Source organism: Streptomyces sp. NPDC003379 (assembly GCF_053589195.1).
The window spans coordinates 435,701-460,387 of sequence record NZ_JBSFRK010000001.1; the positions used below are offsets into that span (position 1 = coordinate 435,701).

General features: G+C 67.1%; 15 protein-coding genes and 1 pseudogene. 7 read left to right on the plus strand and 9 right to left on the minus strand.

The window, feature by feature from the left end:
• The 4 genes from ACWDVB_RS01805 to ACWDVB_RS01820 form a co-directional block, all read right to left on the minus strand.
• Positions 1 to 971, minus strand: a 971-nt coding sequence (locus ACWDVB_RS01805) for a LamG domain-containing protein (protein WP_451611934.1), incomplete at its 3' end; no start/stop codon positions are given.
• Positions 972 to 1,042: 71 nt separating this feature from the next.
• Entirely contained in the window at positions 1,043 to 3,196 is a 2,154-nt protein-coding gene (locus ACWDVB_RS01810; RefSeq protein WP_451515485.1) for a glycosyltransferase, read from the minus strand.
• Positions 3,197 to 3,481: 285 nt separating this feature from the next.
• Positions 3,482 to 5,686: a trypsin-like serine protease gene (locus ACWDVB_RS01815; RefSeq protein ID WP_451515484.1), complete on the minus strand. Its 2,205-nt coding sequence runs from the start codon at positions 5,684 to 5,686 to the stop codon at positions 3,482 to 3,484.
• A gap of 64 nt (positions 5,687 to 5,750) precedes the next feature.
• Complete coding sequence (locus ACWDVB_RS01820; protein ID WP_451515483.1) at positions 5,751 to 6,245, minus strand: hypothetical protein; 495 nt, start codon at positions 6,243 to 6,245, stop codon at positions 5,751 to 5,753.
• An 861-nt stretch (positions 6,246 to 7,106) separates the two neighbouring features.
• Between ACWDVB_RS01820 and ACWDVB_RS01825 the strand changes: the two genes are divergently transcribed.
• The 3 genes from ACWDVB_RS01825 to ACWDVB_RS01835 all read left to right on the plus strand — a co-directional run bounded on the left by ACWDVB_RS01825 (position 7,107) and on the right by ACWDVB_RS01835 (position 14,373).
• Positions 7,107 to 10,514, plus strand: coding sequence for an ALF repeat-containing protein (locus tag ACWDVB_RS01825; protein ID WP_451515482.1), 3,408 nt, complete (start codon positions 7,107 to 7,109; stop codon positions 10,512 to 10,514).
• An 864-nt stretch (positions 10,515 to 11,378) separates the two neighbouring features.
• Complete coding sequence (locus tag ACWDVB_RS01830; RefSeq protein ID WP_451515481.1) at positions 11,379 to 13,295, plus strand: DNA/RNA non-specific endonuclease; 1,917 nt, start codon at positions 11,379 to 11,381, stop codon at positions 13,293 to 13,295.
• 31 nt (positions 13,296 to 13,326) lie between these two features.
• Positions 13,327 to 14,373 carry a hypothetical protein gene (locus ACWDVB_RS01835; protein ID WP_451515480.1) on the plus strand — a complete coding sequence of 349 codons (1,047 nt, stop codon included), beginning with the start codon at positions 13,327 to 13,329 and terminating at the stop codon, positions 14,371 to 14,373.
• A gap of 676 nt (positions 14,374 to 15,049) precedes the next feature.
• On the opposite strand, the pseudogene ACWDVB_RS01840 reads toward ACWDVB_RS01835, so the two are convergent.
• The 4 genes and pseudogenes from ACWDVB_RS01840 to ACWDVB_RS01855 form a co-directional block, all read right to left on the minus strand.
• Positions 15,050 to 15,142: pseudogene (locus ACWDVB_RS01840) on the minus strand (VOC family protein); the annotation flags it as partial.
• A gap of 515 nt (positions 15,143 to 15,657) precedes the next feature.
• Entirely contained in the window at positions 15,658 to 17,037 is a 1,380-nt protein-coding gene (locus tag ACWDVB_RS01845; protein ID WP_451515479.1) for a class I SAM-dependent RNA methyltransferase, read from the minus strand.
• 113 nt (positions 17,038 to 17,150) lie between these two features.
• The gene (locus tag ACWDVB_RS01850; protein WP_451515478.1) at positions 17,151 to 19,241 is read right to left on the minus strand and encodes an APC family permease; all 2,091 of its coding nucleotides are present in this window, start codon (positions 19,239 to 19,241) and stop codon (positions 17,151 to 17,153) included.
• Between the two features lie 71 nt (positions 19,242 to 19,312).
• Positions 19,313 to 21,628: an MMPL family transporter gene (locus tag ACWDVB_RS01855; protein ID WP_451515477.1), complete on the minus strand. Its 2,316-nt coding sequence runs from the start codon at positions 21,626 to 21,628 to the stop codon at positions 19,313 to 19,315.
• Between the two features lie 170 nt (positions 21,629 to 21,798).
• Here ACWDVB_RS01855 and ACWDVB_RS01860 point away from each other — a divergent pair, with 170 nt between their 5' ends.
• The 4 genes from ACWDVB_RS01860 (at position 21,799) to ACWDVB_RS01875 (ending at position 23,860) form a co-directional block, all read left to right on the plus strand.
• Positions 21,799 to 22,131 carry an ArsR/SmtB family transcription factor gene (locus tag ACWDVB_RS01860; RefSeq protein ID WP_451515476.1) on the plus strand — a complete coding sequence of 111 codons (333 nt, stop codon included), beginning with the start codon at positions 21,799 to 21,801 and terminating at the stop codon, positions 22,129 to 22,131.
• Complete coding sequence (locus ACWDVB_RS01865) at positions 22,131 to 22,370, plus strand: hypothetical protein (RefSeq protein WP_451515475.1); 240 nt, start codon at positions 22,131 to 22,133, stop codon at positions 22,368 to 22,370. The genes ACWDVB_RS01860 and ACWDVB_RS01865 overlap by 1 nt, the downstream gene beginning before the upstream one ends.
• 144 nt (positions 22,371 to 22,514) lie before the next feature.
• Complete coding sequence (locus ACWDVB_RS01870; RefSeq protein ID WP_451515474.1) at positions 22,515 to 23,183, plus strand: potassium channel family protein; 669 nt, start codon at positions 22,515 to 22,517, stop codon at positions 23,181 to 23,183.
• Positions 23,183 to 23,860, plus strand: coding sequence for a potassium channel family protein (locus ACWDVB_RS01875; protein ID WP_451515473.1), 678 nt, complete (start codon positions 23,183 to 23,185; stop codon positions 23,858 to 23,860). Before ACWDVB_RS01870 ends, ACWDVB_RS01875 begins: the two co-directional genes overlap by 1 nt.
• An 83-nt stretch (positions 23,861 to 23,943) precedes the next feature.
• Here the strand turns inward: ACWDVB_RS01875 and ACWDVB_RS01880 are convergent, their stop codons facing one another.
• Positions 23,944 to 24,684: a DUF3159 domain-containing protein gene (locus ACWDVB_RS01880; protein WP_451515472.1), complete on the minus strand. Its 741-nt coding sequence runs from the start codon at positions 24,682 to 24,684 to the stop codon at positions 23,944 to 23,946.
• Positions 24,685 to 24,687 lie beyond the last annotated feature (3 nt).

Genomic DNA, 24,687 nt, shown 5'->3' on the forward strand with positions numbered 1-24,687 from the left:
GTCGTGTCCACCACCGGCCCCGGCGTCGCCGCATACCCCGAGGACCCGTCCAAATGCAGCGCCGTTCCCACCTTGCCGCCGACGCCGAGCCGAGCACCGCGGCCAGCCAGTGTCGCGACCGGCCCTGCACCCTTCCCTCCACTGACTTTCGTGCTGCCTGGGTTCTCATCGAGAAGGAACGAGGCCAGTTCCTGCAGGTGGGACGACACGTCCCCGTCGGCCAGCTTGGTGACATCAGCCTCGGTTACCGGGGATTGCACGGCTCGCACCTCGTCGACGAGGCCGTGCGTGTGCTCCTGCCAGGCACCCCTGTAGAGCAGCCGACCAATTTGCAGAGCGCCGTTCGCCCGCCATGGCGTGGCGAATTTCTCCGATTGCTGTTGCTTTCCATTCACAAAGAGAGATAGCTTCTGGTCGCTGGCATCGTATGAGCCGACGAGTTGTGTCCAAGCGTCGACTTTTGCGACGCTGTTACTCATGGAGCGAACGATGTCTGTCCCGTCGGTGTCGCTCGCATGCCGGTTGAACACCCACTTGTCGTAGTGCTTCGAGTAATACAACTGAAACCCGCTGGCATGATCACCCGCCTGAGACAGAACCGTATAATTCTCATTCTTGTCATCCAGCTTGACCCAGGCCGACACCGAAAACGACTTCGTCGTGTCCACCACCGGCCCCGGCGTCGCCGCATACCCCGAGGACCCGTCCAAATGCAGCGCCGTTCCCACCTTGCCGCCGACGCCGAGCCGAGCGCCACCGGACAACGACGCGGCAAACTCTTCTGGAACTCCCCCTGACACATGCCGCGAACCGGAACCTTCATCCAAGCCGAAGAAAGCTTTCTCCTTCAGAGCGGGATTTCTCACTTCGGGCAGGGGTGCAGCAGAGGCAGATGAAGACGTCCCCCAGAACGACGCCGACAAAATCATCACGCATATCACAGATTGCGCTATTCTCCTGTGAAATTCCATTTCACTTCCTTGGATCGAGCGATAAGGAGGCACTAGCGAAGAGCGCGGCGCGACGAAGGAGGAAGAATGCGTCATGACAGCCGAGTCGATGGACCATCGTTCGTGTCCCGCAAGCTCAGGGCCACATCGTTGGTGACGGTGAAGAAGGGCTTGGTACGTGTCGCACCCCGCTCCTCGTGCTGCAGGACAATGGCTGGGAGCACGTCGGTCTTTTTACGGTCGACGATGTCGCCCCCCATCCGGCCGATCGAGATGCACGGGCTGGTGTTACTCACGCGCAGGCGAACGTCCCACACGTCATGGGTGCTGCTTCGCAGCGCAAGCGCCCGGGAGTACGGCAGAGTGAAAGTGAAAAGCCCTGGGCTTCCGACCAGTTCGGTGACCGGGACAGTGAAGTCGTGTGTCTCCCCCTGGCGTGATGCAGCAACCACTGTGGCGGCATGGAGAGAGGCGGGCATGTCGGCCGTGAGCAGGCGTGCGGTCACTGTGGCGTGGTCGTCGCCGGTCGCGATGCTTTCCACTTCGGCGTGGGCATCGCGCCGCCAGGTGCGCAGCGCCAGAAATCCGTCGGTGGTGGCATAGGGAAGCCAGGCCGTCACATGGCCGTCGGCGATAACGGGCCTTCGGCCGACACTGCGCGCCTGTTCTGCCAGCGCACAGATGAGGCGCGCCTCCTCCCCGGTCTCATTACCCACCACGTAGCAGTCCCATCGGCCTTCCGACAACGTGTGCTCGGCCGGAGCGAGCGTGATGCGGATGTCGCTTCGGTCGGAGCTGGTGCTTGAGGCGAGTACGGGGATTCGGATCTCTCGTCCCTCTGGATCGCGGCGCAGGCGGGCCAGGAAGTCGAGGCGCCCAGAGGGCAGGGTCGAATCGTCGAGGCGGATGCTGATACTGCCGTCAGCGCAGGCCCGGGCAGATGCGACGGGTCGTGGACCGGGCCTCGTTTCCAGGGCCGGCACCGGTACGGGGAACGTCTCGACCTGTTTGGCGGCTCTTGCCGGAAGCGCGGATCGCAACCGGGCCAACAAAGGTCTGCCGGGGACAGACTTCGCCCAACGGCGTTTGCGTGGGGCGGACAGTTCCTGGAACAGAGCTTCGTAGCGCTGGGCGATGACGGCCGGTTCGTAGGCTTTCGCCCGCTGACGCGCGGCGACCCCTAGGCGGGCACGGAGCGGAGCGTCGGCCATGAGGCGGTCAAGGGCCGTGGCGTACCCATCGACTCCGGTTCCCAGCGGCACCAGAACACCGTTGGTTTCGCCAATGATCTCGGCGGGCCCGTGGGGGCAGTCGGTGGAGACCACGGGGACGCCGCAGTGCATGGCCTCGACGATGGTCATGCCGAAGGACTCCATGTCGGAGGAGACTGCGGCAATGGCACCCTTAGCCCATTCGGTTTCGATCGGTGAGACCGGCCCCATGAGGGATATGCGGTCGTACAGGCCGAGTTCGTCGATCTGGCGCCGCAAATTCGCTCGCTCCGGTCCTCGTCCGTAGAGGCGCAGCGACCAGGTGGGGTGCGCGGGGGCGGTTTTGGCGAAGGCGTCGATCAGTCGGTCGTATCGTTTGACGGCGGCGAGTCGACCTGCGGCGATGATGATGTCGGAGCGGTGGTCGGAGGCTTCGACCGCGGGTTCGGGCACGCTGTTGGGGATGCTCATGATGCGGGCCGGCACGTTCGGCAGGGCTCGGCGGTACTGCGCGGCGTCGGCTTCGGACACGGTCACCAAAGCGTCCAGTTGGGCGACTGCCTCGTTCTGGTGTCCGCGCAAGGTGGGGTTGTGGGCGTCCAGGCTCAGGTGTTCCTGCCCGATGCGCAGGTAGCGGCTTTGGCCGTCGCGGGCGAGGTAGCCGTTGAGGTCGGGGCGGGTAGCGATCACCACATCGGCGTCGGTCTCTTGCAACCACTGGCCGATGCGTTTGTCCTGGAGCGCCGAGTAGGGCAGGCGTGCGGAGTTCGCGGCGGCACCGGTGTCGGGAAACATGGTGCACGGCTGGCGAGTCAGCGGATGCCCACCGTCGTAGGCGGGACTGTCCTGGCGCATGTCGATCAGTGGAGTCAGCCTTACCTGTCCATCGAACGGGAGCTCAGGTTCGTCCTTCACCTGGTGCACGCTCACGACCTCGACCTCGTGCTGTGCCGCCAGGGCGCGGGACAGGTTCACGGTGGTGCGGATCGTGCCGCCAATGCCGTAAGCGTTATTGATCAGAAATGCGATCTTCATAGCGTGTTCCCCCGCGCAGCCGCCCTGGTCAAGGGGGTGCGCTGTCTGCCTTGCGTGAAAGAGTCAGGGCCGCACAAGGAGAGGACCGGCAGGCGTTGCTTGGCGCGACACTCACGGGCCGCTGAAGCAAGTTCGTTGTAGGCGTGCCTTGCCTCACGGCGGCAGGCGGGCGGGGCAGCCGGATGGCCTTCCGCCCTCTGGTCCCGGGGCCTTTCCGGACAGGCGCCCCCGGGACCAGACTGCTGGGCATCGATTCACCATCGACGCCGTACTTGCGGAACGGGGCTAGCGGATGACGGTGCCGAAGGCAGCGCCTGCTGCAGGCAGGCCGTCCTTGCCCGGTTCGTAAGTGGAGACGGCGCCGCTGGCGGCGTCGGTGATGTTGTTCCATGGCACGGTGTGCACGGATCCGTGCGGCGCGGGTCCGCTGGGCAGGCCCAGGTACAGGTGCGTACCGGCGGCGTGGATACTGGTGCCCAACTTTTGCTTGGCGCTGGAAACCCCAGGGAGGCCTACCTTGCCGGGCTCGACCACGACGTCGTGGGCACCGGGGGCGCCGAGCAGAGAGAAGACCTCCACCGAGCCTGCGTCCGCGGCGGTTCCGATGTCCTCGCCAGGGATGCCGACGGCCACCAGCACGCTCGTGGTGCTGGACACTGCGCCCGGGGCCGTGTTGACGGCAGAGACCTGTGCACCGAACTTGTCACCGGCTTCCGGTGCCCCGGTGACGTCCGCGGACCCCTGCTGGATGTCGGCGAGCTGCTTCAGCGCACCATCGGCGGCGACGCGTAGGGCGACGACCCGTCCGGCACCAGCAGCATCAGCAGTCTTCTCTCCCGGCGAGCCGATCGCCAGGAAGGTGTCAGTCGGCAGAGTCGAGGCGCTGGCCCTGGGCCGGTAGGACGTCATGGAGATGGACGCGCCGAAGAGGTCGCCTGCTTCCGCAGCACCGTTGATGTCAGGCGCGGTGCTGTTCTGGTCGACACCGGCCAGCGCAGTCGGGATCTTGTCCGGGCTCAGCGCGTGACGGAAGACCGTGACGGCTCCGGAGTCGGCCTTGTCCCCGATGGCCTCGTTCGGAGCCCCAATGGCCAGGTGCTCAGGGGAACCGGCCACGCTGGTGCCCCAGCGGTCGCCCTTTTCGCCCACGCCCGGAACGTCCTTGGAGTCCTGGTGAACGGAGACGTTGGTCTTGCCACGCAGGTAGAAGGCGCTCCCGCTGTCGACGACACCACTCACGTCCTCGCCGGGCACGCCGATGAGCAGGTACGGCTCCCCGAGTGTGGTGGTCCCCGCGGCCACGGCGTCGCCCATTCGGTCACCGGCCTCGGAGGCAGCGGCGCCGACAGCGCCGTCGCCCTTGCCCTGCTCGAAGTCAAGTCCGCTGGGGGTGCCCTTGCCCAATCCGTTGGCGGAGCCGTAGACGATCTGCACCAGGCCGGCGTCAGCCGTGTTGGCGATGTCCTCGCCGGGGGTGCCCACCACGAGGTCGGTGTAGCCATCCAGGTTGTAGTCCACGGTGGCCAGTGCGTCACCGAACTGGTCGCCGTTCTCCGCGACCCCGGTCACCCCGGTGGCCGCCTGTGTGACCTCGGCAGTGCCCTTGTTGCCCCCGTAGACGACACGTACCAGGCCCGCCTTGGCTTGCGAAGCGACGGTTGCCTGCGGGTCGGCGATGGCAACGTCGCGCACACCGTCGCCGTTGAAGTCGGTGGTAGCGGCGGCCTGGGTGGTGGAGTCGATCCAGCCCCCCAGGTCGTCCACGCGCGCGCTGATTGCGTCGGTGCTGGTCTGTGCCGCCTCGGTGCCGAAGCAGCCCCCCTGGAACGAGCGGCTGTTGATGCCGACGAGCTCAGGATTTCCGCTCGTCTCCCGGAAAAGCGGGCCGCCGGTATCACCCTTGCAAACGGCCGCCCCGTTACTGCCGGTGATCGGCAGATCGTTGCCGCTGCGGGAGCCCGCGGCGAAGGAGCCGGAGTGCAGGGCCACAGGGGCCCACTCGTTCTTGGTGCGCCCGTAACCGGTGGCGGTGAACTGCTCACCAGAACTCGGTGCGCTGGTGGCCACAGCGATGGGCGCGGTACTTGTCACCGGAGCCGCCAGGCGGGCGAGGACCACGTCGCGGTCGCCACGGGGGACGACCTCGACGACCTCGCGCATCTCTCCGGCCGTAGACGTCAGCTCCGTGCGGCCGATGGTCGCCGTGGTCTTCAACGCCGGCTTGCCAGCCCTGACGTCCAAGCTCTGTGCGGGGTTCTCTGCGAAACAACTCGCAGCGGTGAGCAGCCACTGCTCATCGACGAGAGCGGCCGAGCAGGCCCGCTTCCCGTCACCGATGTCCAGGCGGGCGGTGAAGCCGTGGGCCTCGTTGGCATCGGCAGGTCCGGTGAGCGCGTGTGCGGGTGTAGCCGACAGCAGTACCGGCGCGGTCAGCGCACAGGCTGCCAGAGCAGCAGCGGTACGCAGTCTGCCCTTGGAATGGGCTTGCATGACAGTTCCTCAAGAAGGTGAGAACACAGGCGCCGAAGGCGCCCGTGACGGCGGGGTGCAGGAGCTACTTCGAGGTGACGATCTCGACGAGCATGTGATCGCGGCCCTCGGGGTCGGCGCTCTCGCCTACCGGGGTGAAGGTGTTCTTCGCGATGTCGAAGTTCTTCTCCCGGCCGTCCAGGGTCGTGGTCACGTCCGTGTTGTAGTCGTTGCCCTTGATGCCGTAGACGGCAGGGATCTCTAGGCTCAAGTAGCCGCTCTTGCCCGTCACTTGGAAGCAGACCTTGTCCGTGTTGCGGGCCCATACCTCCAGCAGGCCGTCCTGACTGCCGCATGCGGCCAGCACGATGTGCCCGTCACCGCGCTTGAGCAGGATGCCCTTCTCCTGCTGAATCTTTTCCGCCTGCGGGTAGTTGAAGTCCTCCACCGCGTACCCGGGCGCTCCATCAACAACAGGGACAGCCGTGCTGGCCGACTCGTCCGGGCCGGATGTGAACCAGGCCACAGCCGCGGCCGCAGCGGCACACCCCGCCACAAGGGCGCGAATAACGATTTTCATGCGTTCCCCCTACATAGGTCAGATGTCACCGTGCTCGCTGTAACGCCCGTAAATGAGGAGCCGCATGGCATGCGAAAGTATCGCCTCCATGGTTGGTACACCTGGCGCTTCGCCTCTCCCTCTGGGCGAGTCACTCACAGGAAACAGCGAGCAAACAACCCTTATCGGAGGTTGTTATCTGTGATGTGCGGGACGGCAGCAACAGGCAGGTGCCGACCTCGCCACAAGTACGTGACGCGACCATTCAAATCCACAGCGTGTTCACATGTCCAACACAGCAATAGGCCCCTTATGGGGACATACCCGGGCCAAAGGCGCCAGATGGAGAGGTCCAGATGACCCGCATCACATGACAGGGAAGTAATGAAAATGCAAAACCCGGAACCATCGCTGCAGGCAGCACGCATCCAGGTAACGGAAGCGTGACGATCCGCGCGACAGCGCGCTGCCGGGATTACTCAGCAACCTTGCGTAAGTATCTGCGGCCGCTAAGAAGAGCCGAGTACTTTCAGACAATTTCGGTGCGCATGCTTTACTGTTTCGGAAATCCTGTGTGAGGATCCCTTCTTCGGGACGACGCTTATGCGTCGAGGAGACAGCATCGACGGGTTCAGCCGGAGCGCCGCCGCAGAACGGCAGGAAGGGGCGCTTCGGTCAGGGGGCTGCAGCTACCCCGGCGTGAGCCACGAGCCGACCGGATCCGCCCAACTTGCGCCCAGCGCCGCAGAGGTGACCCTTCCGCTGCCGTCACTGCCTTCTCCGGCGTAGCGCAGCTGCGCTTTCCAGGGGCATCGGCCAGCCGTTCTGCAGATACCCGCCAGCCTGCAAGTGCCTCTGCCCTGTAAACGGCCCGCTGTGTTAATGATCACCGACCTGCCGTGTGGCAGGGATGACGAGGACAACACGTATATGAAGACAACGTTTTGGAGCAGGCGCCGATTGCTTGGCGTCCTTGCAGCCGCCACCGCCGTGGCAGCCTCGCCTGGGGCTCTTGTGTCTGTGGCACGCGCTGTCGAAGGAGGCGTACCGGATCCCCTCGCGCTTCCGGACTCGGACCGGGCGAAGGCAGTGAAGGCGTGGATCACGGGCGGCCGGGCAACCCGGGCGGCTGCAGCTGACGCTCTTGTCGGCACCGACGCCGACATACAGGCCTTTCTCACCGAGCAACTGCCCCAGACCACCGCGGAAGACAGCCGTGTCGCCGTGCTGACCTACCTCGCCAACGCCGGCAAGGGGATGCGCAGAGAAGCCACAGCGGCCCTCGACAGTGGCGACGCCGCCATTGCGTCCTTCGTCAAGGACGGCTTCAAGCCCGTCATCATCGAAGACCTCCAGGTGGCCACCGCAAGTGTCGTCAGCAACGGCGGTAAGGCGGTACAGCAGGCAGGATCGGCCGCCATGACGGAGGGGAACCGAAAGGCCCTGGAGGCGTTCCTCACCGACAAGCAGTTCAGCGCTGACTTCGAGGACATGCGCGTCGAGATCACCAAGTTGCTCGCCTCCGCCGGTCCGGAGGTGACGAAGTATGCGAACCGAGCGCTGAGCGGGACGGACGAGGATGTGCTGTGGTTCCTCGATACAGGGCAGCACATCGCCCGGGCCCGTGACCAGGAGTCAGCGACCATCGATGAACTCGTCAAGGTGGTGGAGCGGGAAGGAAAGCGAGCTAAGGCGAAGACTGAACTGGCGATTGAGGCGTCGGAGCGGGCCCAGACAGCCGCGCAAAAGGCGAAGGAAGCAGCTGAGAAGGCTGCGGCCGAAGCCAAGAAGGCTGAGGAGGACGTAGCGAAGTCCGCAGCGGCGGCACGTAAGGCAGCCAAGGCATCCAGAGGTGCGGCGGACGCGGCCCGGACCGCAATCAGGGCTTCTCAGGCCGCTGTGGACGCGTCGCGTCGCGCATCCTGGGCCGCCACCGCCGCCTCCCAGGCTGCCGCCTCCGCCGGTTCTGCCGCCTCTCGTGCCTACAACGCCGCGATCGCCGCCTCCAAGGACGCGTCCAAGACCAACGCCGCGAAAAATGCCGCCGTCGTTGCACGTAACGCAGCCTCGCAGGCACGATCAGCAGCCAAGGCGGCCGACCAGGCCGCGATCGCCTCCGCCCAGGCCGCCAACGCCGGCAGCGCTGCCGCTTCTGCGGCCCGTAATGCAGCGGCTGCCGCCAAAGCCTCCGCCCAGGCTGCGACCTCAGCCGGTAAGGCCCAGAAGGAAGCAGCGGAAGCCAGGCGGCAGGCGGAGATTGCATCGAAGGCGGCCAACCAGGCCACCAACGCGGCATCCGCAGCCCAGACCTTGGCCAATGCGGCTGCGGACGCCGCCCGTGAGGCCCGCGACGCCGCCTATTCCGCCGCGACGCACGCAGACAAAGCGGCGGATGCGGCCGAGGAAGCTGTTAAGCATGCGGGCAAGGCCATCGACTACGCGAACAAGTCCACCGCGCACGCTGCTGAGGCCGTCAAGGCGGCGAATGTCGCTACCAAGATCGTCGAGAAGGCTCTGAAGGTGGAGCAGAAGGCCCGAGAGGCCGAGATGGCGAGCTTGGAGGAAGACCGTAAGCAAGGGCTGGAGGAGGCGGCGGAGCTTGCTCGGATCGAGGAGGAGGAGCTTGCGGATCTCCAGAACAACCGCACCCAGGCGGAACAGACCAGCAAAGCCGTCAAGGATCTGATCGCTGGCGCCGAAGCGGCGCTGGCCAACAACGACCTGGTGCAGGCCGCCGCCCTCGGACGGAAGGCGGCCATCGGCCTAATGGACTCCAGGGGGCCTTGGACGCGGCAGGCCGCTCAGTTCGCTCTGTCAGGATCAGACGACGATGTCCACGCCTGGATCGATGCGGACAGGGTCATCGCTGCAGGGCAGGACGACCGGGAGACCATCCTCTACATCACTCAGGTGTCCGACCCCGCCGTGGCGGATGCGGCAGTCAAGGCGCTTGAGAGCGGCAGTTCCACAGTTGTGGGCGACTTCGGCACCTCTGGCGTTATCAAGGCCAGGGAGGACGAGAACCGCATTCTGATCTTCCGCATCCTCGATGGCAAGCCAGGCAAGGCTGTCACGGTCGCGGCGAACAACGCCCTGAAGGTTGGTACCCCGGAAGCTCTGCAGAAGTTCTTCGACCACGACCTCGCGGAAGCGGTACGCGAGGACGACGCGGTGACTACAGCGACTATCGCCGCTTCTGGCGGACCGTACGGCAAGGCATACGCGGATGTAGCCATGGCAGGCCCTACCTGGATGCGGCGGCGGTTCGTCGACGTCGTGCAATACCAGGCGGCGCAACTTGACTTCGACTCCGCCGGTCACTCGGCTGCCATCCGTGCAACTATCGCAGCCTCCGCGAAGATCGCCCATCAGGCGCAGAAGGACGCGGCGTTGGCCTCCAAGGCGGCGGCGGACGCCAGGGATGCCGCAAACGACGCGGCCGACTGGGCGAACAAGGCCATTGACTCGGCGAACAATGCCGCCGACTCAGCCAAAGAAGCCAAGAAGAACGCAGACGCCGCGGACAAGTCGGCAGCCGATGCTCAAGCATCTGCGAACAAGGCCAAGGCCGCAGCGACTACTGCCCGCGGCGCGTCCCGAGCGGCGAACTTCTCGGCGAACACGGCCATGGACTCTGCCCGCAGCGCCCTCAACTCCTCCTACCGGGCCCAGGCATCCGCGGCTGCAGCGCGGCAGTCGGAACTCGCAGCAAACAGGGACAAGGCCACAGCGGCAGCCGCTGCCAGCGATGCCCGGCGGATCGCCGTGCACAAGCGAGCCGCAGAAATCGTGGAAGCCGCACGCAAGGCAGCGGAGAACGCCAAGCAGAACAAGAAGGACAAGCGCAACCCAGCCGATTCCCCCACCCACGACCAGGTCAACCGGAGCGTCATCTCCGGAGGTGGAGAAGAGTGGTGGAGTGACGCCGGGTGGTGGGCCGATGTTTTCAACAACACCAGTGCCGCTACCGGACTGCTGGCAACCGGGCTCGGAGGCATCAGCCTCCTCTTCCCTCCAGCGGCCCCCGCCACAGCACCTGTCGCCCTTTTCCTCGGCGGAGTCTCCCTCGGCGCCGCTGGTATCGGTGCCATCTGCTCCGGTATCGAGCACGGCTTCGGTAGCGCTGAATTCATCCAGGGTGCAGGCAGCACTGCGTTGGGCATCGTGACCAGAGGAGGGTCCCGGGGGATCGGGCTCGTGAAGAAGGTCCCCAAGGCTCTGGACAAGGTCACAGACTTCGCAGGAGACGTTGCCTCTCCTATCGGTAGAGCTCTCTCGTCCATCGGCTGACAGCACCCGAGATGCAGCGGTGGGGGTCATGAACGTCGGCTCCCGCCGTCAGCCTGCCGGTCGGTATCACGGCCTACCGCAGAGATCACTCATCCACCATCTTCGGTGAACTCACCCTGGCCCGAAGCCGACCCGTCTTTGCTGTTGCGTGGTCGGAAAGACTCAGTAGCTGTCGACCGGTCGTGGACGTCAGCTTGGTGTGGCCGATGGTGGCCGTGGCTTCCACGCCAGCAGCCCGGACGGTACGTCCACGCTCTGCATGGCGTTCTTCACGAAACAACTCGCGGCAGTGAGCAGTGACTGCTCGCGGACGAAAACGGCCGAACACAGAGTTAGCCGGGGGCGTCGCCTCGCATCCTCAAAACCCTGTTCTGGCCACGGCAACTGACACGACCATCACGGAAACCGCCCGGTGTGCGCGGACCACAGCCTCAACCCAACCCGACGGCACAAACAGCCGCGCCCCCAATTGGGCGGTTCGCTCGCACAGGACCACAGCGATCTACGCGTCAGTTGGCCGTCAGCCTCCGCGACAGCGGGCGGCCGAGCCTCTAAATGTCCGTCACCGAATAGCCGGCCGTCAGCCTGTTCTGACACCACCCCAGCTATGGGAGTACGCCTTAAAGAAGCTCAACTCGCCAGCCAAGCCGTAAACGTGACAACGCTGGCCCCGGTGATGCACGAGGTCACCGAGGACGGCAAGGAACTGGCGCCCTCGGTCACCGGCGGACTGCCGCCGTTCCGCCGACCGGCAACGGGTCGGAATCACCGGCCAACACGTCACACACGAAAGGACCTCGCACAATGAGACCATCGTCTCGAATACCACGCTCCAGGCGCGCGTATCTCTCTCTGCTGGCCGTCATGGCGCTCGGCACCACCACGACGGCCATGGCCCCGGCGCACGAGACGCCGGACCAGCCGTGGCACCACGTGGGCCGCATCGACGCGGATTCCCTGCCCCACGTTCCCGACCCGATGAAAACCAGCCCTCTCCCGTTGACGCCCGGGGAGCACTGCGAACCCACCCGGGCAGGCTCCCGGGAACGCCGCGACGGGGCCGTCACGGCCTGCATCACCACACTAGCCGCCCCGGTAAACGCCCGCCGGACGGCCGCCAGCGCACAGCGGACGGCCGCGGCCGCGCCGGCGGCCAGCGGCGGCAACACAGCGAGCTGCGAGATCACCAACCCGGGCAACTACACGTACAAACGCTTCAGTTACTGCGCCACCGGCCTGACCGTCCGCTACACCCTGAAAGACGACAAGGGCAAGGAGCTGGGCAACGGCGCCCTGGAGGTCTCGACGAACGCGACCTTGCCAGAGAAAGGCACGACGTGGGACGAACACGTCACTGTCAAGATGACCCGTGCGACGGGGGCCGTGACCACTCTGACCGTGAAGCTCCGATCGGGCTGCGGCACGGGCTGCAAGGCCACGAAAACCGCACCGTGGTATGGCGGCGCCCTGACCGTCGGCCAGTCCCTCAGCGGCAACGTCTCCTATTCCTCGACCCCCGCCCCGAACACCAAAGAGGAGTTCACTACCTCGTACAAGGTGTATGTGACCTCCCCGGGCGCCACGGCCGTCGACCCGAATGCCTCCTGGGACAACCCCCGCGAGATCCGCTGCGACGACGCCGTCCGGGAGGCCACGGGCACACCGTCGCCGGGTTGTGTCATACCCACGGTCATGGCCGTCGTGCCAATGAGCGCGCAGGGCTCGGACCCAGGTGGTGCGATGGCCGCCTATCAATGGGCCCAGCAGAACCTCGCCGACGGCTGGGGGCAGGCCAAGCCACTGACCAGGGCGAAGAGCGGCACAGCCGGTCGTACGGGGCGCACTTGCGGAAGCGCGGGTACGGCGCCCTTCCAGGTCAATACAGACCTCATCGATACCGACACCTGTGGTGAGTTCCCCTTCGCGGAGGCCAAGGAGGGAGGAATCGACGGCGCTCAGTGCGTCGAGGTGATCCCCAACGCCAGCAGTGGTGGCTGGGACACCTACATCCTTGGCGATAGTCGGGATCTTGATCCCGGCGCGCCCTGTATGCGTGCCCATGTCCCCGCCGCCGACAAGCAGTTCGCCGACAGCAAACTCATCGAGGGCTTTCAGAACAAGCGGGTGATCGACGCCGAGCAGTTCAAGGTGGAGTTCACGACGCCGGCCCCTGTCCCGCAGGCCCCCTGCTTGGCAAGCCCGCCGACAGGTGCGCTTCCCTCCGGCGACGGGTGGATCAAGAACACCACCGAACCGGTCCCCCACACCAACAAGAGCACCAACCCGCCCGGCCCGGCCGGTACTCGGCCGACCATCGCACAGGCCTGTCTGGGGAAGCAGCTTGGCAAGGGCAGTGGTGCCACGGGCAGCATCACCGGCTGGAAGGACGCGGAGCTGTTCGCCGCAGCGAACTCGCCCGGAACCGCGCAAGCCCGGTGTCACCTGGTCGCGAACATCCTCGGAGGAAAGGGCCGGGTTCGGGACGGTGGCCAGAACAACCTCGTTCCCTGCTGGCAGGTGGGGATGAACACCGGTACACCCAGCATGCGGACCTACGAGGCCGAGGCTCAAAAGAAGGTAGCGGAGCAGAGCTTCGGGGCCAATGACGCGATCCTCTATCAGGTGACGCCCGTTTACCGGGACGCCACCAGCACGATTCCGGTGGGAGTCACGATGAACGCTAATATCGAACGAGCGAACGGGACGACGGAGCAGCTTTTCCCCAACGTCTACGTCCCCAACACCCAGGGAAACACTGGGCTGCTCAACCTCGGAAACTGACCTTAATCAGTTCGTGCCTTCGGGAGCCAGTATGAGTCACACCACCCCGCTGCGGCCGTTCGACGTCACCGCACTCTTCCCTGCACTGGCCCCCCTGGCACGCACAGCGACCCGGCTGCATCCCCGCCCCGGGTCACCCACGCCGCACGACAGCTCCGTCGGCGGGCCGCTGCTCTGGCCCGCCGACGAGCCGTGGCCGCACTGCGAAGGACCGCACGAATGGGACAGGGTGAACGCGGTCCTCTCGCCGGAGGACGTACGGTTGTGGCGTCGCAGCCGAGCTGAATCGGCAAATCGACGGCTCCACGACCCCCAGGGGCCCTGGGCCACGCCCGAAGAACTGGCGGCCGAGGAGCAGATCATGGCTGGCCGCCCATGGCCCGAGGGTCCGATCGCCATGCTGCCCGTGGCCCAGCTGTACGTCCGTGACATCCCCCTGCTGTGCCCGCCCGCGCAATCAGAGGCCAACCTGCTCCAGGTCCTCTGGTGCCCCTTCGATCACCCGGCGCACCCCAAAACCGCACTGTTCTGGCGGTCCGCCGCGACTGTGACGGACGTGCTCGACGCACCGCCCGAGCCGCCCGCGATTCAGTTCCCCACTTATCTGCCCGAGCCGTGCCTGCTCACACCGGAGCAGGTCACGGAGTACCCCAGCTATCTGGAGCTGAGCAAGGAGCTGCAGGAGCAACTGGGCGACTGGAGCAGGTGGCAGACGGTCGGACCAGCACTGGACAGCTCCTACGAGGCCGCCCCGGAGGAGCTTTACATGGACATGCTATCCATCTCCCCTGGCTGGAAGACCGGGGGTTGGACCCGCTGGGGCCTCACCGACCCCATGCCCCGAGTCTGCTCCACATGCGGCACGGGGGCGGTCCCACTGCTGACGATCGCCACCACCGAATGGGACGACGCCACCGAAAGCTGGGAACCCGAAGAGGACCAGGCGAACCCCACACCGCTACTTCCCGGCACCCCTCCAGCGAACTTCACCATGCTCGACCTCGCCCGGGGCCACGACTTGCAACTCCATGTCTGCCCGGCGTCCCCAGATCATCCGCACATTGAACTGATCCAGTGAGCGAGTCTGACGTGCCAATAACTGCAGGTAGAAGCGGTTTCTGCCGGAGTGACGACGCCCGAGGACACCTCACGGGCGCATGTCTCGGGTTCTGAGAACGGTGCAGCCGAAAGCAAGTTGCGGTGGGGCACCTTCTGGGTCAGGAATTCTGTTCGGATCACCCTGGCCTGCGCGGAGGGGGCTTCCGACAAGGACGTCGCTGCTCGGCGCGGCTCGACGCCGCATGTGGTGGGCCGATGGCGTGCAAGGTTCGTCGAGTGTCGGATCGCCCGACCTGGGAGACATGCCTCGCTCGGGCGATCCCCGGACGGCGACCGACGAGCAGGTGGCCGCGCTGGTCACCAGGACGCTGGAGTCGGTTGCGCAGAGCGCGTCGCACTGGTCGACGCGGTAGATGGCGAGGCACACGGGTCTGTCGCAGTGGACGGTGCCGCGGGTCTGGCGGGCGTTCGGTCTGCAGCCGCACAGGTCGAAGGCGTTCGAGCTGTCGACGGACCCGTACTTCGTCGACAAGGTCCACGATGTCGTCGGCCTCTATCTGGACCCGCCCGAGCGGGCTCTGGATCTTCTGGGTGAACGAGAAGTCTCAGATCCAGGCCCTCAACCGCTCGCAGCCAGTGGTGTCGATGATGCCCGGAGTACCGCAATACGTCACGCACGATTGTGTCCGCGCCGGCACGATCTCCGCGCCGCTGTCCCGCATGACCGCATAGGCCGCGTCCACGTCGTCCACTTCCACGCTCATGTCGGGGGCGACCGGGGCGGTCTTGCAGCCGTGCAGGAAGCCCGCGCCGCCTACGACCACGCCTATCGCGTCAGATGCCTCGAAGAACAGACGTGGCACCAGGCCAAGCGTCTGACCGAGTACGTCACCGTCGTACGAGACCACGTACATCACTGCCGCTCGGCCGGGAAAGGACCAAGGTCGAGGGCATGGCTCGCGTTCGCCGACCACCCACCTCCAGCACCTCGCCGAGACAGCCTCAGCACCGAAACTCCCCACGCCGCACAAGTCCAACGCCGACAACCTCAAGCCCTACCTCGGCCATTGGAGCCCGTACAGACGCCGCTCATACTGAGCCCCAACACCGCCCACAACCCACGCCTTTTCACCAGGAGACGGCAAGGACCAACCTCCTGCAGGCCATATCCGACCCGCCGTCACCTGCTCGAACAGCAGCCTGACGCCCATCGGAAAAGGTGCCAGACATGCGTCGCTCGTGCGTCAAGATATCACCCGTAACGCCCACACTGCACATAATGCACATCAAACGAAACCGCAGGTCAGCGGCCCTTCCCGGCGGGCTCAAGGATCGCGACGCACTCCACATGCTGCGTCATCGGAAAAAGATCAAACGCCCGCAACGACCGCACCCGATACCCCCCGTCCCGGAAGTACGCCAAGTCCCGAGCCAGCGCCGCCGGATCGCAAGCCACGTAAGCGATGCGGCGCGCGCCCAGGCTCGCCAGGTGGCGGACCGTCTGCTTGCCCGCGCCTGCGCGCGGGGGGTCCAGGACGATGAGGTCCGCTTCGGTGATGCCCGTGCGCGGGAGGACCGATTCGACCTTGCCCTGTTCGATGCGGACGCGGTCGAACGCCGCGAGGTTGTGGCGGGCGTCCTCCACCGCTCGCTTGCCGGACTCGATGCCGAGGACCGCGCCCTTCTCGCCGACGCGGTCGGCCAGTGCGCCCGCGAAGAGGCCTACGCCGCAGTAGAGGTCGAGGGCCGTGTCGCCCTTGCGGGGAGTGAGGCCCTGCATGACGGCGAGCATCAGCGTCTCCGCCGCCTTCGGGTGGACCTGCCAGAAGCCGCCGCTGCCGACGCGGTACGTACGGCCGTCGGCCCGCTCGCGGACGAAGGGGCGGCCGTGGACGCGGTGGATGCCGCCGTCATGCTCCTCGACGCGCATCACGGATACCGGCTTGTCCAGTTCCACGATGGGCAGGCGCGCGCCCGGCTTCGGGGCGAGGATCACCTGGCGGTCCTGGGAGCCGGTCGCCGCGATCGCCTCGACCGACGCCATGCCGGACCAGTCGCGCTGTTCGATGCCGAGTTCCGAGACGCCGTCGGCGGCGATCATGCAGTGTTCGATCGGCTCGACCTCGTGCGAGCGGTGGCGGCGCAGGCCCGCGTTGCCGTCCTCGTCCACCGCGTACTGCACGCGCGTACGCCACGAAGGGACCTCGCCCGGCGGCACCTTGTCGCCCTCGGCCGGCATGACCGTGCCGTCCCAGCCCGCCTCCTCGGGGGTCAGGCCCGCGAGGCGCTTGAGCTGTTCGGTGATGACCTCGCCCTTGAGGCGGCGCTGCGCGCCCGGCTTGGCGTGCTGCCAGTCGCAGCCGCCGCAGCGGCCGGGGCCCGCGTAGGGGCAGGGGGCCTCGACGCGGTCCTTGGACGGGTCGAGGATCGTCACCGCGTCCGCTCGGAGGAAGCGCGCGCCCTCCTCGCCCTCGGTCACACGTGCGATGACCTTCTCGCCGGGCAGCGTGTGCCGTACGAAGAGCACCTGGCCCTCGGCGGTACGGGCGATGCAGTGGCCGCCGTGCGCGACGGGGCCGACCTCGACCTCGTACTCGTGGCCGACCAGCGACGTGTCCGACGGTGACGTCGACGTGTCCGCCTGCGCGTTCCCCGCCTGCGGATTCTTCGGTTCTGCCTGCATGGCGGGGTGACTCCACAACGTAAAAAGGGGAACAGCCGGACAACAGCCCACCAGTCTACGTGGGTGTTGTCCGGCCGTTCACCACAGACAGGCCGGGAGGCGGCGTCAGGCCGTCAGGCCTTCTTGCTCGGCTCCTTCTCCTTCGGCTCCTTCTCCTTCGGCTCCTTCTCCCTCGTACGCCTCGGCTTCTCCACCGGCCCCCGCCGCACCGCACCCGGCGCGTTCCACTCCTGGCGCTTGCGGGCCCGCTTCTTCGCGGCCTCGGAGGAGTCCAGCTGGTAGGGGACGGACGTCACCATCACGCCCGGGGTGAAGAGCAGACGGCCCTTGAGGCGCAGCGCGCTCTGGTTGTGCAGCAGGTGCTCGTACCAGTGGCCGACCACGTACTCGGGGATGATCACGCTGACCACGTCGCGCGGGCTCTCCCGGCGCAGGTTCTTCACGTACTCGATGATCGGCCGGGTGATCTCGCGGTAGGGCGAGTCGAGGACCTTCAGCGGCACGGTGATGCCGCGCCGCTCCCATTCGTCCTTGAGCGCCTTGGTCTCGGCCGGGTCGACGTTGATGCTGAGCGCTTCGAGGGTGTGCGAACGCATCAGCTTCGCGTACGACAGGGCGCGCAGCGTCGGGCGGTGGATCTTGGAGACGAGGACGATCGAGTGGACGCGGGAGGGGCGCATGTTGTCGTCGGTCGGGGCGTCCGGGGCGGCGATCTCCTCGGCCACGCGGTCGTAGTGGCGGCGGATCGCCGTCATCGTCGCGTAGAAGATGCACATGCCGAGCAGCGCGACCCAGGCGCCGTGCGTGAACTTGGTGACGAGTACGACGACCAGCACGAGGCCCGTGAAGAAGGCGCCGAAGGTGTTGATCGCGCGGGAGCGGATCATGCGGCGGCGCTTGTTCGGGTCCTTCTCGCCGGCCAGGTGGCGGTTCCAGTGCCGGACCATGCCGATCTGGCTGAGCGTGAAGGAGACGAAGACGCCGACGATGTAGAGCTGGATCAGCCGGGTCGAGTCCGCGCCGTAGACGACGACCAGCAGGGCGGCCGCGCCCGCGAGCAGCACGATGCCGTTGGAGAACGCGAGGCGGTCGCCGCGGGTGTGCAGCTGGCGCGGCAGATAGCGGTCCTGGGCGAGGATCGAGCCGAGCAGCGGGAAGCCGTTGTACGCGGTGTTGGCGGCGAGGAAGAGGACCAGCGCGGTGGCCGCGGCCAGGATCATGAAGAGGAAGCTGCCGTGGCCGAAGACGGCCTCGGCGACCTGGGAGATCACCGGGTTCTGGACGTAGTCCGAGCCGACCGAGACGCCGTTGTGGAAGAGGTCCTTGGCGGGGAACTCCGCCATGCGGACCTTGGTCACCATGGCGAGCGCGATGATGCCGCAGAACATGGTGACGGCCAGGCCGCCCATGAGCGCCAGCGTCGTCGCGGCGTTCTTGGACTTCGGCTTGCGGAACGCCGGGACGCCGTTGCTGATCGCCTCGACGCCGGTGAGCGCGGCACAGCCGGAGGAGAAGGCCCGCAGGAGCAGGAAGACGAGCGCGAAACCGGCGAGGCCCTGGTGCTCGGGCTTGATCACGTAGTCGGCGGTGGGCGCCTTCATGGTGTCGTCCAGGACGATGCCCCGGAAGGCACCCCACGCGATCATGAGGAAGACGCCGGCCACGAAGACGTACGTCGGAATCGCGAAGAGCTTCCCGGACTCCTTCACGCCGCGCAGGTTCATCAGCGTGAGGAGGACGATGACGGCGACCGCGCACAGGACCTTGTGCTCGACCACGAAGGGGACCGCCGAGCCGAGGTTCTCGATGCCCGAGGAGATCGAGACGGCGACGGTCAGGACGTAGTCGACGAGCAGGGCGCTCGCGACGGTGAGCCCCGCCTTGGGGCCGAGGTTGGTGGTGGCGACCTCGTAGTCGCCACCACCGCTCGGATAGGCGTGCACGTTCTGTCTGTACGACGCGACCACGGTGAACATCAGCACCACGACCGCGACGGCGATCCACGGGCTGAAGTGGTACGCCGACACACCCGCGATGGAGAGGACGAGAAGGACCTCTCCCGGCGCGTATGCCACGGAGGAGAGCGGGTCGGACGCGAAGACGGGGAGTGCGATGCGCTTCGGCAGGAGCGTTTCTCCGAGCCGGTCACTGCGCAGTGCGCGCCCGATGAGGATCCGTTTGGGCACGTCGGTCAGTTTGGACACGCAGAGGATCGTAAGCGTTCGGCAGGACGCCCGCCCACCCACACCCCCCATCTGCTCCGGATCCGCCCCGGTTATCCGTGCCGTGCGACCCTGCGCTGCTCGGAATCCCGGTCGAAAGAGCCCTGGTAGGAGTCCGCGGCCCGCGCCTCCGCGCGGCGGATCGACTTCGACGGCCACCAGGTGGCGCGGCCCAGCAGGAGCAGCGCCGCCGGCAGGATCATGACGCGGATCACGAACGCGTCGAGCACGACGGCCGCCGCGAGGACGAAGCCCATCTGCTTCATCTCCAGGATGTGCAGCATGACGAAGCTCGCGAAGACGGTGACCATGACGATCGCCGCGCTGGTGACGATCTTGGCGGAGGACGCGATGCCGTCGAGGACCGCCTGCCGGGTGGGTACGCCGTTCAGGGCGGCCTCGCGGATCCGGCTGACCACGAAGACCTGGTAGTCCATCGAGAGCCCGAAGAGGATCACGAAGAGAAAGAGCGGTACGCGCGAGGAGATCCCGCCGAGCGAGACGAAGGACAACAGCTCCTCGGCCCACTCGCCCTGGAAGACGAGGACGAGCAGTCCGAGCGCGGAGCCGACGGACAGCAGATTGAGGACGACGCCGAGCAGTCCGAGGACGACGGAGCGGAAGGCGTAGATCGTCATGGCGAAGGTCATCAGGAGCAGGAAGCCGAGGACGAGCGGCAGCTTCTGGTTCTGGTGCTGTACGTAGTCGACGCCTCGCGGCACTTCGCCGGTGACGGCCGTCTCGACGCCGGGCAGCTTGCCGACGGTCGCGGGCAGATGGTCGTCGCGCAGGTGGGCGAGTGAGTCCTCCGCCCTCTTCGAGTACGTCGGGTGCGGGGCGTTCAGCTCCAGGGTCGTGGTCCTGAGGTCCTCGGAGGAGCGCAGGAGCGGAGCACCGGAGCGGCGGTCGGAGAAGAGCGGGTCCGCCTGCGCCTCCCGGTCCAGTGCCGTCAGCGCCTCCCGTACATCGGCGGCCTGCGAGGCCCCGGCGCGCACCACGACGAGGTGGCGGACGCGCTGCTCCGGGAAGGCGTCGAGCAGCCTGTCGTACCCCTGCATCGCGGGGATGTCGCGCGAGAAGCTGTCCCGCGCCGGATTCTTGAGGTTCATGTTCAGCGCGGGCAGCGCGAGTCCCAGCATGACCAGGACCGACAGGCACAGGGTGAGCGCGGGGCGCTTGCGGGCGGGTGCGAGCAGGGCGTTCCAGACGCGGCCGGGCTTCTTCTCGCCGTGGGCGTACGTCCGTACCTCCCCGGGGGCGTACGTCGGTACGTCGCCATGGGCGTACGTCCGTACCGGCTTGCCCTTCGCGAGGCGCTTGGCTTCCCGGCGTTCCGTACGCCGCCCGAGCTTGACCAGCAGCGCCGGCAGCACCGTCACCGAGCTGACCACGGCGACGGCGACGACCAGGATGGTGCCGGTGGCGAGCGAGTCGAAGATGACGTCACCGGCGAGGTAGAGCGCGGTGGTGGAGACGATCACGGCGAGCCCGGAGACGACGATCGCGCGCCCGGCCGTCGCGGCGGCGGCCTCGACGAGCGCCTCGGAGCTGAGGCGGCCGCCCGCCCGCGCCCGTTCCTCGCGCTCGCGCTTGAGGTAGAAGAGCGTGTAGTCGACGCCGACGGCCATGCCGATGAGCAGGATCATGCTCATCCCGACGCCGGTGTCGGGCAGCAGGTGCGAGGCCAGCATCGCCAGGCCCATGGTCGCCATGATCGAGGTGATCGCGAGCAGCAGTGGTACGCCGACCATGACGACCGAGCCGAAGACCACGGCCAGTGTGATCAGGGTGATCGGCAGTGTGATCGCCTCGGAGAACTGCAGGTCCTTGTTGCGCTGGTCGTCGACGCCCTTGCTCACGGAGGCGTCGCCGGTCTCCTCGATCACCAGGCCGGGGTGGGCCTTGGCGGCCTCCTCCGTCTGGGCCCGGAGCGCGGGGACCCTCTTCTGGTCGTCCTGCTCGGAGCCGTTCAGCTCCACCGGGACCCGCACGACGCGTCCATCGGCGGAACGCACCGGGGCCGCGACCGAGGCGACCTCGGGCAGGGCCTTCATCCGGGCGGTGATGTCCTTGACCGCGGCGTCGGCCGCCGCCCTGTCCAGCGGGCCCGACGCGGCCCGGATCAGCACCTGTTCCGTGGACCGCGGCTGGACACCGCCCTCGGTCGCCAGCGCCTCCGCCCGGCCCGCCTCGCCGACGCGGAAGTCCGCGCTGGTGGCGCTGTTCATGCCGACGGCGATTCCGCCCCCCAGGCACAGCGCCACGAAGACCAGCCAGCCGATGACCGCCCGCCATGGGTGCAGCGCGCTCCATCGTGCCGCGCGCACCGTGACCGATCGCCCGCTTCTGCTTTTCCCGCCCCTAGCCATGTCCGTCCGCCCCTTCGTCCTTCATGTGTAAGTGCAGACTGACAGGTGAAGGTTCGAGCCGTCAACCGTAAGGGAAGGAGGAACGGGTGGGTCCGGGCGGGGTTTGACAGCCGTTCCCGTCATGCGTAAGCCTTGCCTGACAGGTATCGGCACCAGCGCGAAGGCGGCCCATGGACAGCGAGGAGCTGCTGGCTTTTCTCGCGGCGGTCGGCCACGCCCAGCGCATCCGGATCATCACCGAGCTCTCGTCCGGCCAGCTGTACGTCAGCGAACTGGCCCGACGGCTCGGGGTGTCCCGCCCCCTGCTCTACATGCACCTCGAACGCATGGAGAAGGCGGGCCTCGTCGTCGGCCGCCTGGAGCTCTCCGACGACGGCAAGGCGCTCAAGTACTTCGAACTCGCGCCGTTCGACGTGCGGGTGAACGTGGATACGATCACCGCGGCCGTCCGCGAGGGTCAGACGGGCGACGACGAACAGCACTCAGCAAAGGGGACGCCCTAATGGACGATGTGATCATCCCGGTCGCATTTTTCCTGATACTCGCCGGCGCGATCGTCGCCGTCGCCTACTTCCAGAGCCAGCGCAACCGCGAGCGCGACCGGCAGTACGCCGAGGCCATGCACGAGTACCGCGCGGCGGTCGAACGCGCCAGGTCGGAGCAGGAGGCGACCCGCCTGCAGCTCGTCGAGCTCGGCCACCGGCTGCAGAACGTCGAGGGCCTGCTGCGCAGCGTCGACTGAAGCCGGGGCCGACCCTTCCGGCAGGTGCACGGGGGTGCCCCGCGCGGACCGCGCGTGTGTAGCTTGGGCTCCGGTCTGAGACGCTTTTACCGTTCAGCCTGTTCAGCCTGAGCACAGAGTATTGACACAGCCGGAAGGACGGTCGTGCACATCGTCATCATGGGCTGCGGGAGAGTCGGTTCCGCTCTCGCGCAGACCCTGGAACAACAGGGGCACACGGTCGCCGTGGTCGACCAGGACCCCACGGCCTTCCGCCGTCTGGGCTCCGGATTCGGCGGCCGCCGCGTCACCGGCGTCGGCTTCGACCAGGACACCCTGCGCGAGGCCGGCATCGAGGAGGCGGGCGCCTTCGCCGCCGTCAGCAGCGGCGACAACTCGAACATCATCGCCGCGCGGGTCGCCCGCGAGATGTTCGGCATCGAGAACGTCGCGGCCCGCATCTACGACCCGCGCCGCGCCGAGGTCTACCAGCGCCTCGGCATCCCCACGGTCGCCACGGTCCGCTGGACCGCCGACCAGATGCTGCGCCGCCTGCTCCCCTCGGGGGCCGAGCCGCTGTGGCGCGACCCCACCGGCGGCGTACAGCTCGCCGAGGTGCACGCGTCCGATGCCTGGATCGGGCACAAGATCAGTCAGCTCCAGGAGGAGACGGGCGTACGTGTCGCCTTCCTCACCCGGCTGGGCGAGGCGGTCCTGCCGACCTCGCAGACGGTTCTGCAGGAGGGCGACCTGGTGCACGTGATGATGCGCACCGATCAGGTCGACAAGGTCGAAGCGGCGTTCGCCGAAGGCCCCGAGGAGGGCGGTCACTGATGAGGGTCGCCATTGCCGGAGCCGGCGCGGTGGGCCGCTCCATCGCCGGAGAGCTCCTGGAGAACGGTCACGAGATCCTTCTCATCGACAAGGCGCCGACCGCCATCTCGGTCGAGCGGGTCCCGCAGGCCGAGTGGCTGCTCGCCGACGCCTGCGAGATCACCTCCCTCGACGAGGCCGCGCTCCAGCGCTGCAACGTCGTGATCGCCGCGACCGGCGACGACAAGGTCAACCTCGTCGTCTCCCTGCTCGCCAAGACGGAGTACGGCGTTCCGCGGGTCGTCGCCCGTGTGAACAACCCCAAGAACGAGTGGCTGTTCAACGAGTCCTGGGGCGTCGACGTCGCCGTCTCCACGCCGCGTCTGATGTCCGCGCTCGTCGAGGAGGCGGTGAGCGTCGGCGACCTCGTGCGGCTGCTGCGCTTCAGCCACGGCGACGCGAACCTCGTCGAGCTGACGCTGCCGCCCGAGTCCGCCCTCGCGGGCACGCTGGTCGGCGACGTGCAGTGGCCCGAGGACACCTCGCTGGTGACGATCATCCGCGGCACGCGTGTGCTGGCGCCGACGCCGGACGACTCCCTGGAGGCGGGCGACGAGCTTCTCTTCGTAGCGGCTCAGGCGCGCGAGGAGCAGCTGGAGGATCTGCTGTCGGTGCGGCGCGAAGACCCCGTGAGCTGACGGTTTTCGCGGTACGCGGATGGGGGGCGCCCGGTAAGTCACCGGGTGCCCCCCGCCCGCACATGTCACAGCCCCGCGCCCCCTTACGGGGCGCCTCGCTGGGCCTGCGCCGCGGCCTTGCGCTCCTCCTCCGCCTTCTCGGCGGCCTCCATCTCCGCGAACACGTCGATGGGCGGCGGGGCCTTCGCCAGGAAGAGCCAGGTGAGGTAGACGGCGAGCAGGAACGGCGGGATCTTCAGGGCGACCAGGACCCAGCCGAACTGCGTGGTGTCCGCCCACCAGTACAGCGGGAAGAGGATCGCGCACTTGGCGAGCAGAATGAGGCCCCAGGCCCAGCTGGCCTTCGCGTACGCCTTCTTGCGGCCGGGGTTGCGGGTGCGCCAGGAGAGGTTCTCCTTGAAGACCGGGCCGAGGATCAGGCCGATCAGGGGGACGCCCGCGAGGGTCGTGATGATGTAGGCCAGGGCGAGGCCCAGGGTGTAGAGCATGCCCGGCAGGTAGAAGTCCTTGGCGTTGCCGGTCATCATCGCGAAGACCACGCCGAAGGCGACCCCGAAGACGCCGCTGAAGGCGTGCTTGACGGTGTCCTTCATGACCAGGCGGACCACCACGAGTGCCAGGGACACCGCGAGGGCCGCGATGGCCGACATGTGCAGGTCCTTGTTGATCGTGAAGATGGTCACGAAGAGCAGGCCGGGAACGACCGTCTCCACCATGCCCCGCACGCCGCCGAAGGCTTCGAAGAGCGCTGCCTCGGTCACGGCCCTGGAATCGGCGTCCTGATCCGTGTTCCCTTGGTCCGTCGGCTTGTCGAGGGACGTCACCGG

Coding starts and splice junctions, on each gene's coding strand:
- ACWDVB_RS01810 (WP_451515485.1), bottom strand. CDS start 3,196: ATGAAGATCGCATTTCTGATCAATAACGCTTACGGCATTGGCGGCACG.
- ACWDVB_RS01815 (WP_451515484.1), bottom strand. CDS start 5,686: ATGCAAGCCCATTCCAAGGGCAGACTGCGTACCGCTGCTGCTCTGGCA.
- ACWDVB_RS01820 (WP_451515483.1), bottom strand. CDS start 6,245: ATGAAAATCGTTATTCGCGCCCTTGTGGCGGGGTGTGCCGCTGCGGCC.
- ACWDVB_RS01825 (WP_451515482.1), top strand. CDS start 7,107: ATGATCACCGACCTGCCGTGTGGCAGGGATGACGAGGACAACACGTAT.
- ACWDVB_RS01830 (WP_451515481.1), top strand. CDS start 11,379: ATGGCGCTCGGCACCACCACGACGGCCATGGCCCCGGCGCACGAGACG.
- ACWDVB_RS01835 (WP_451515480.1), top strand. CDS start 13,327: ATGAGTCACACCACCCCGCTGCGGCCGTTCGACGTCACCGCACTCTTC.
- ACWDVB_RS01845 (WP_451515479.1), bottom strand. CDS start 17,037: ATGCAGGCAGAACCGAAGAATCCGCAGGCGGGGAACGCGCAGGCGGAC.
- ACWDVB_RS01855 (WP_451515477.1), bottom strand. CDS start 21,628: ATGGCTAGGGGCGGGAAAAGCAGAAGCGGGCGATCGGTCACGGTGCGC.
- ACWDVB_RS01860 (WP_451515476.1), top strand. CDS start 21,799: ATGGACAGCGAGGAGCTGCTGGCTTTTCTCGCGGCGGTCGGCCACGCC.
- ACWDVB_RS01865 (WP_451515475.1), top strand. CDS start 22,131: ATGGACGATGTGATCATCCCGGTCGCATTTTTCCTGATACTCGCCGGC.
- ACWDVB_RS01875 (WP_451515473.1), top strand. CDS start 23,183: ATGAGGGTCGCCATTGCCGGAGCCGGCGCGGTGGGCCGCTCCATCGCC.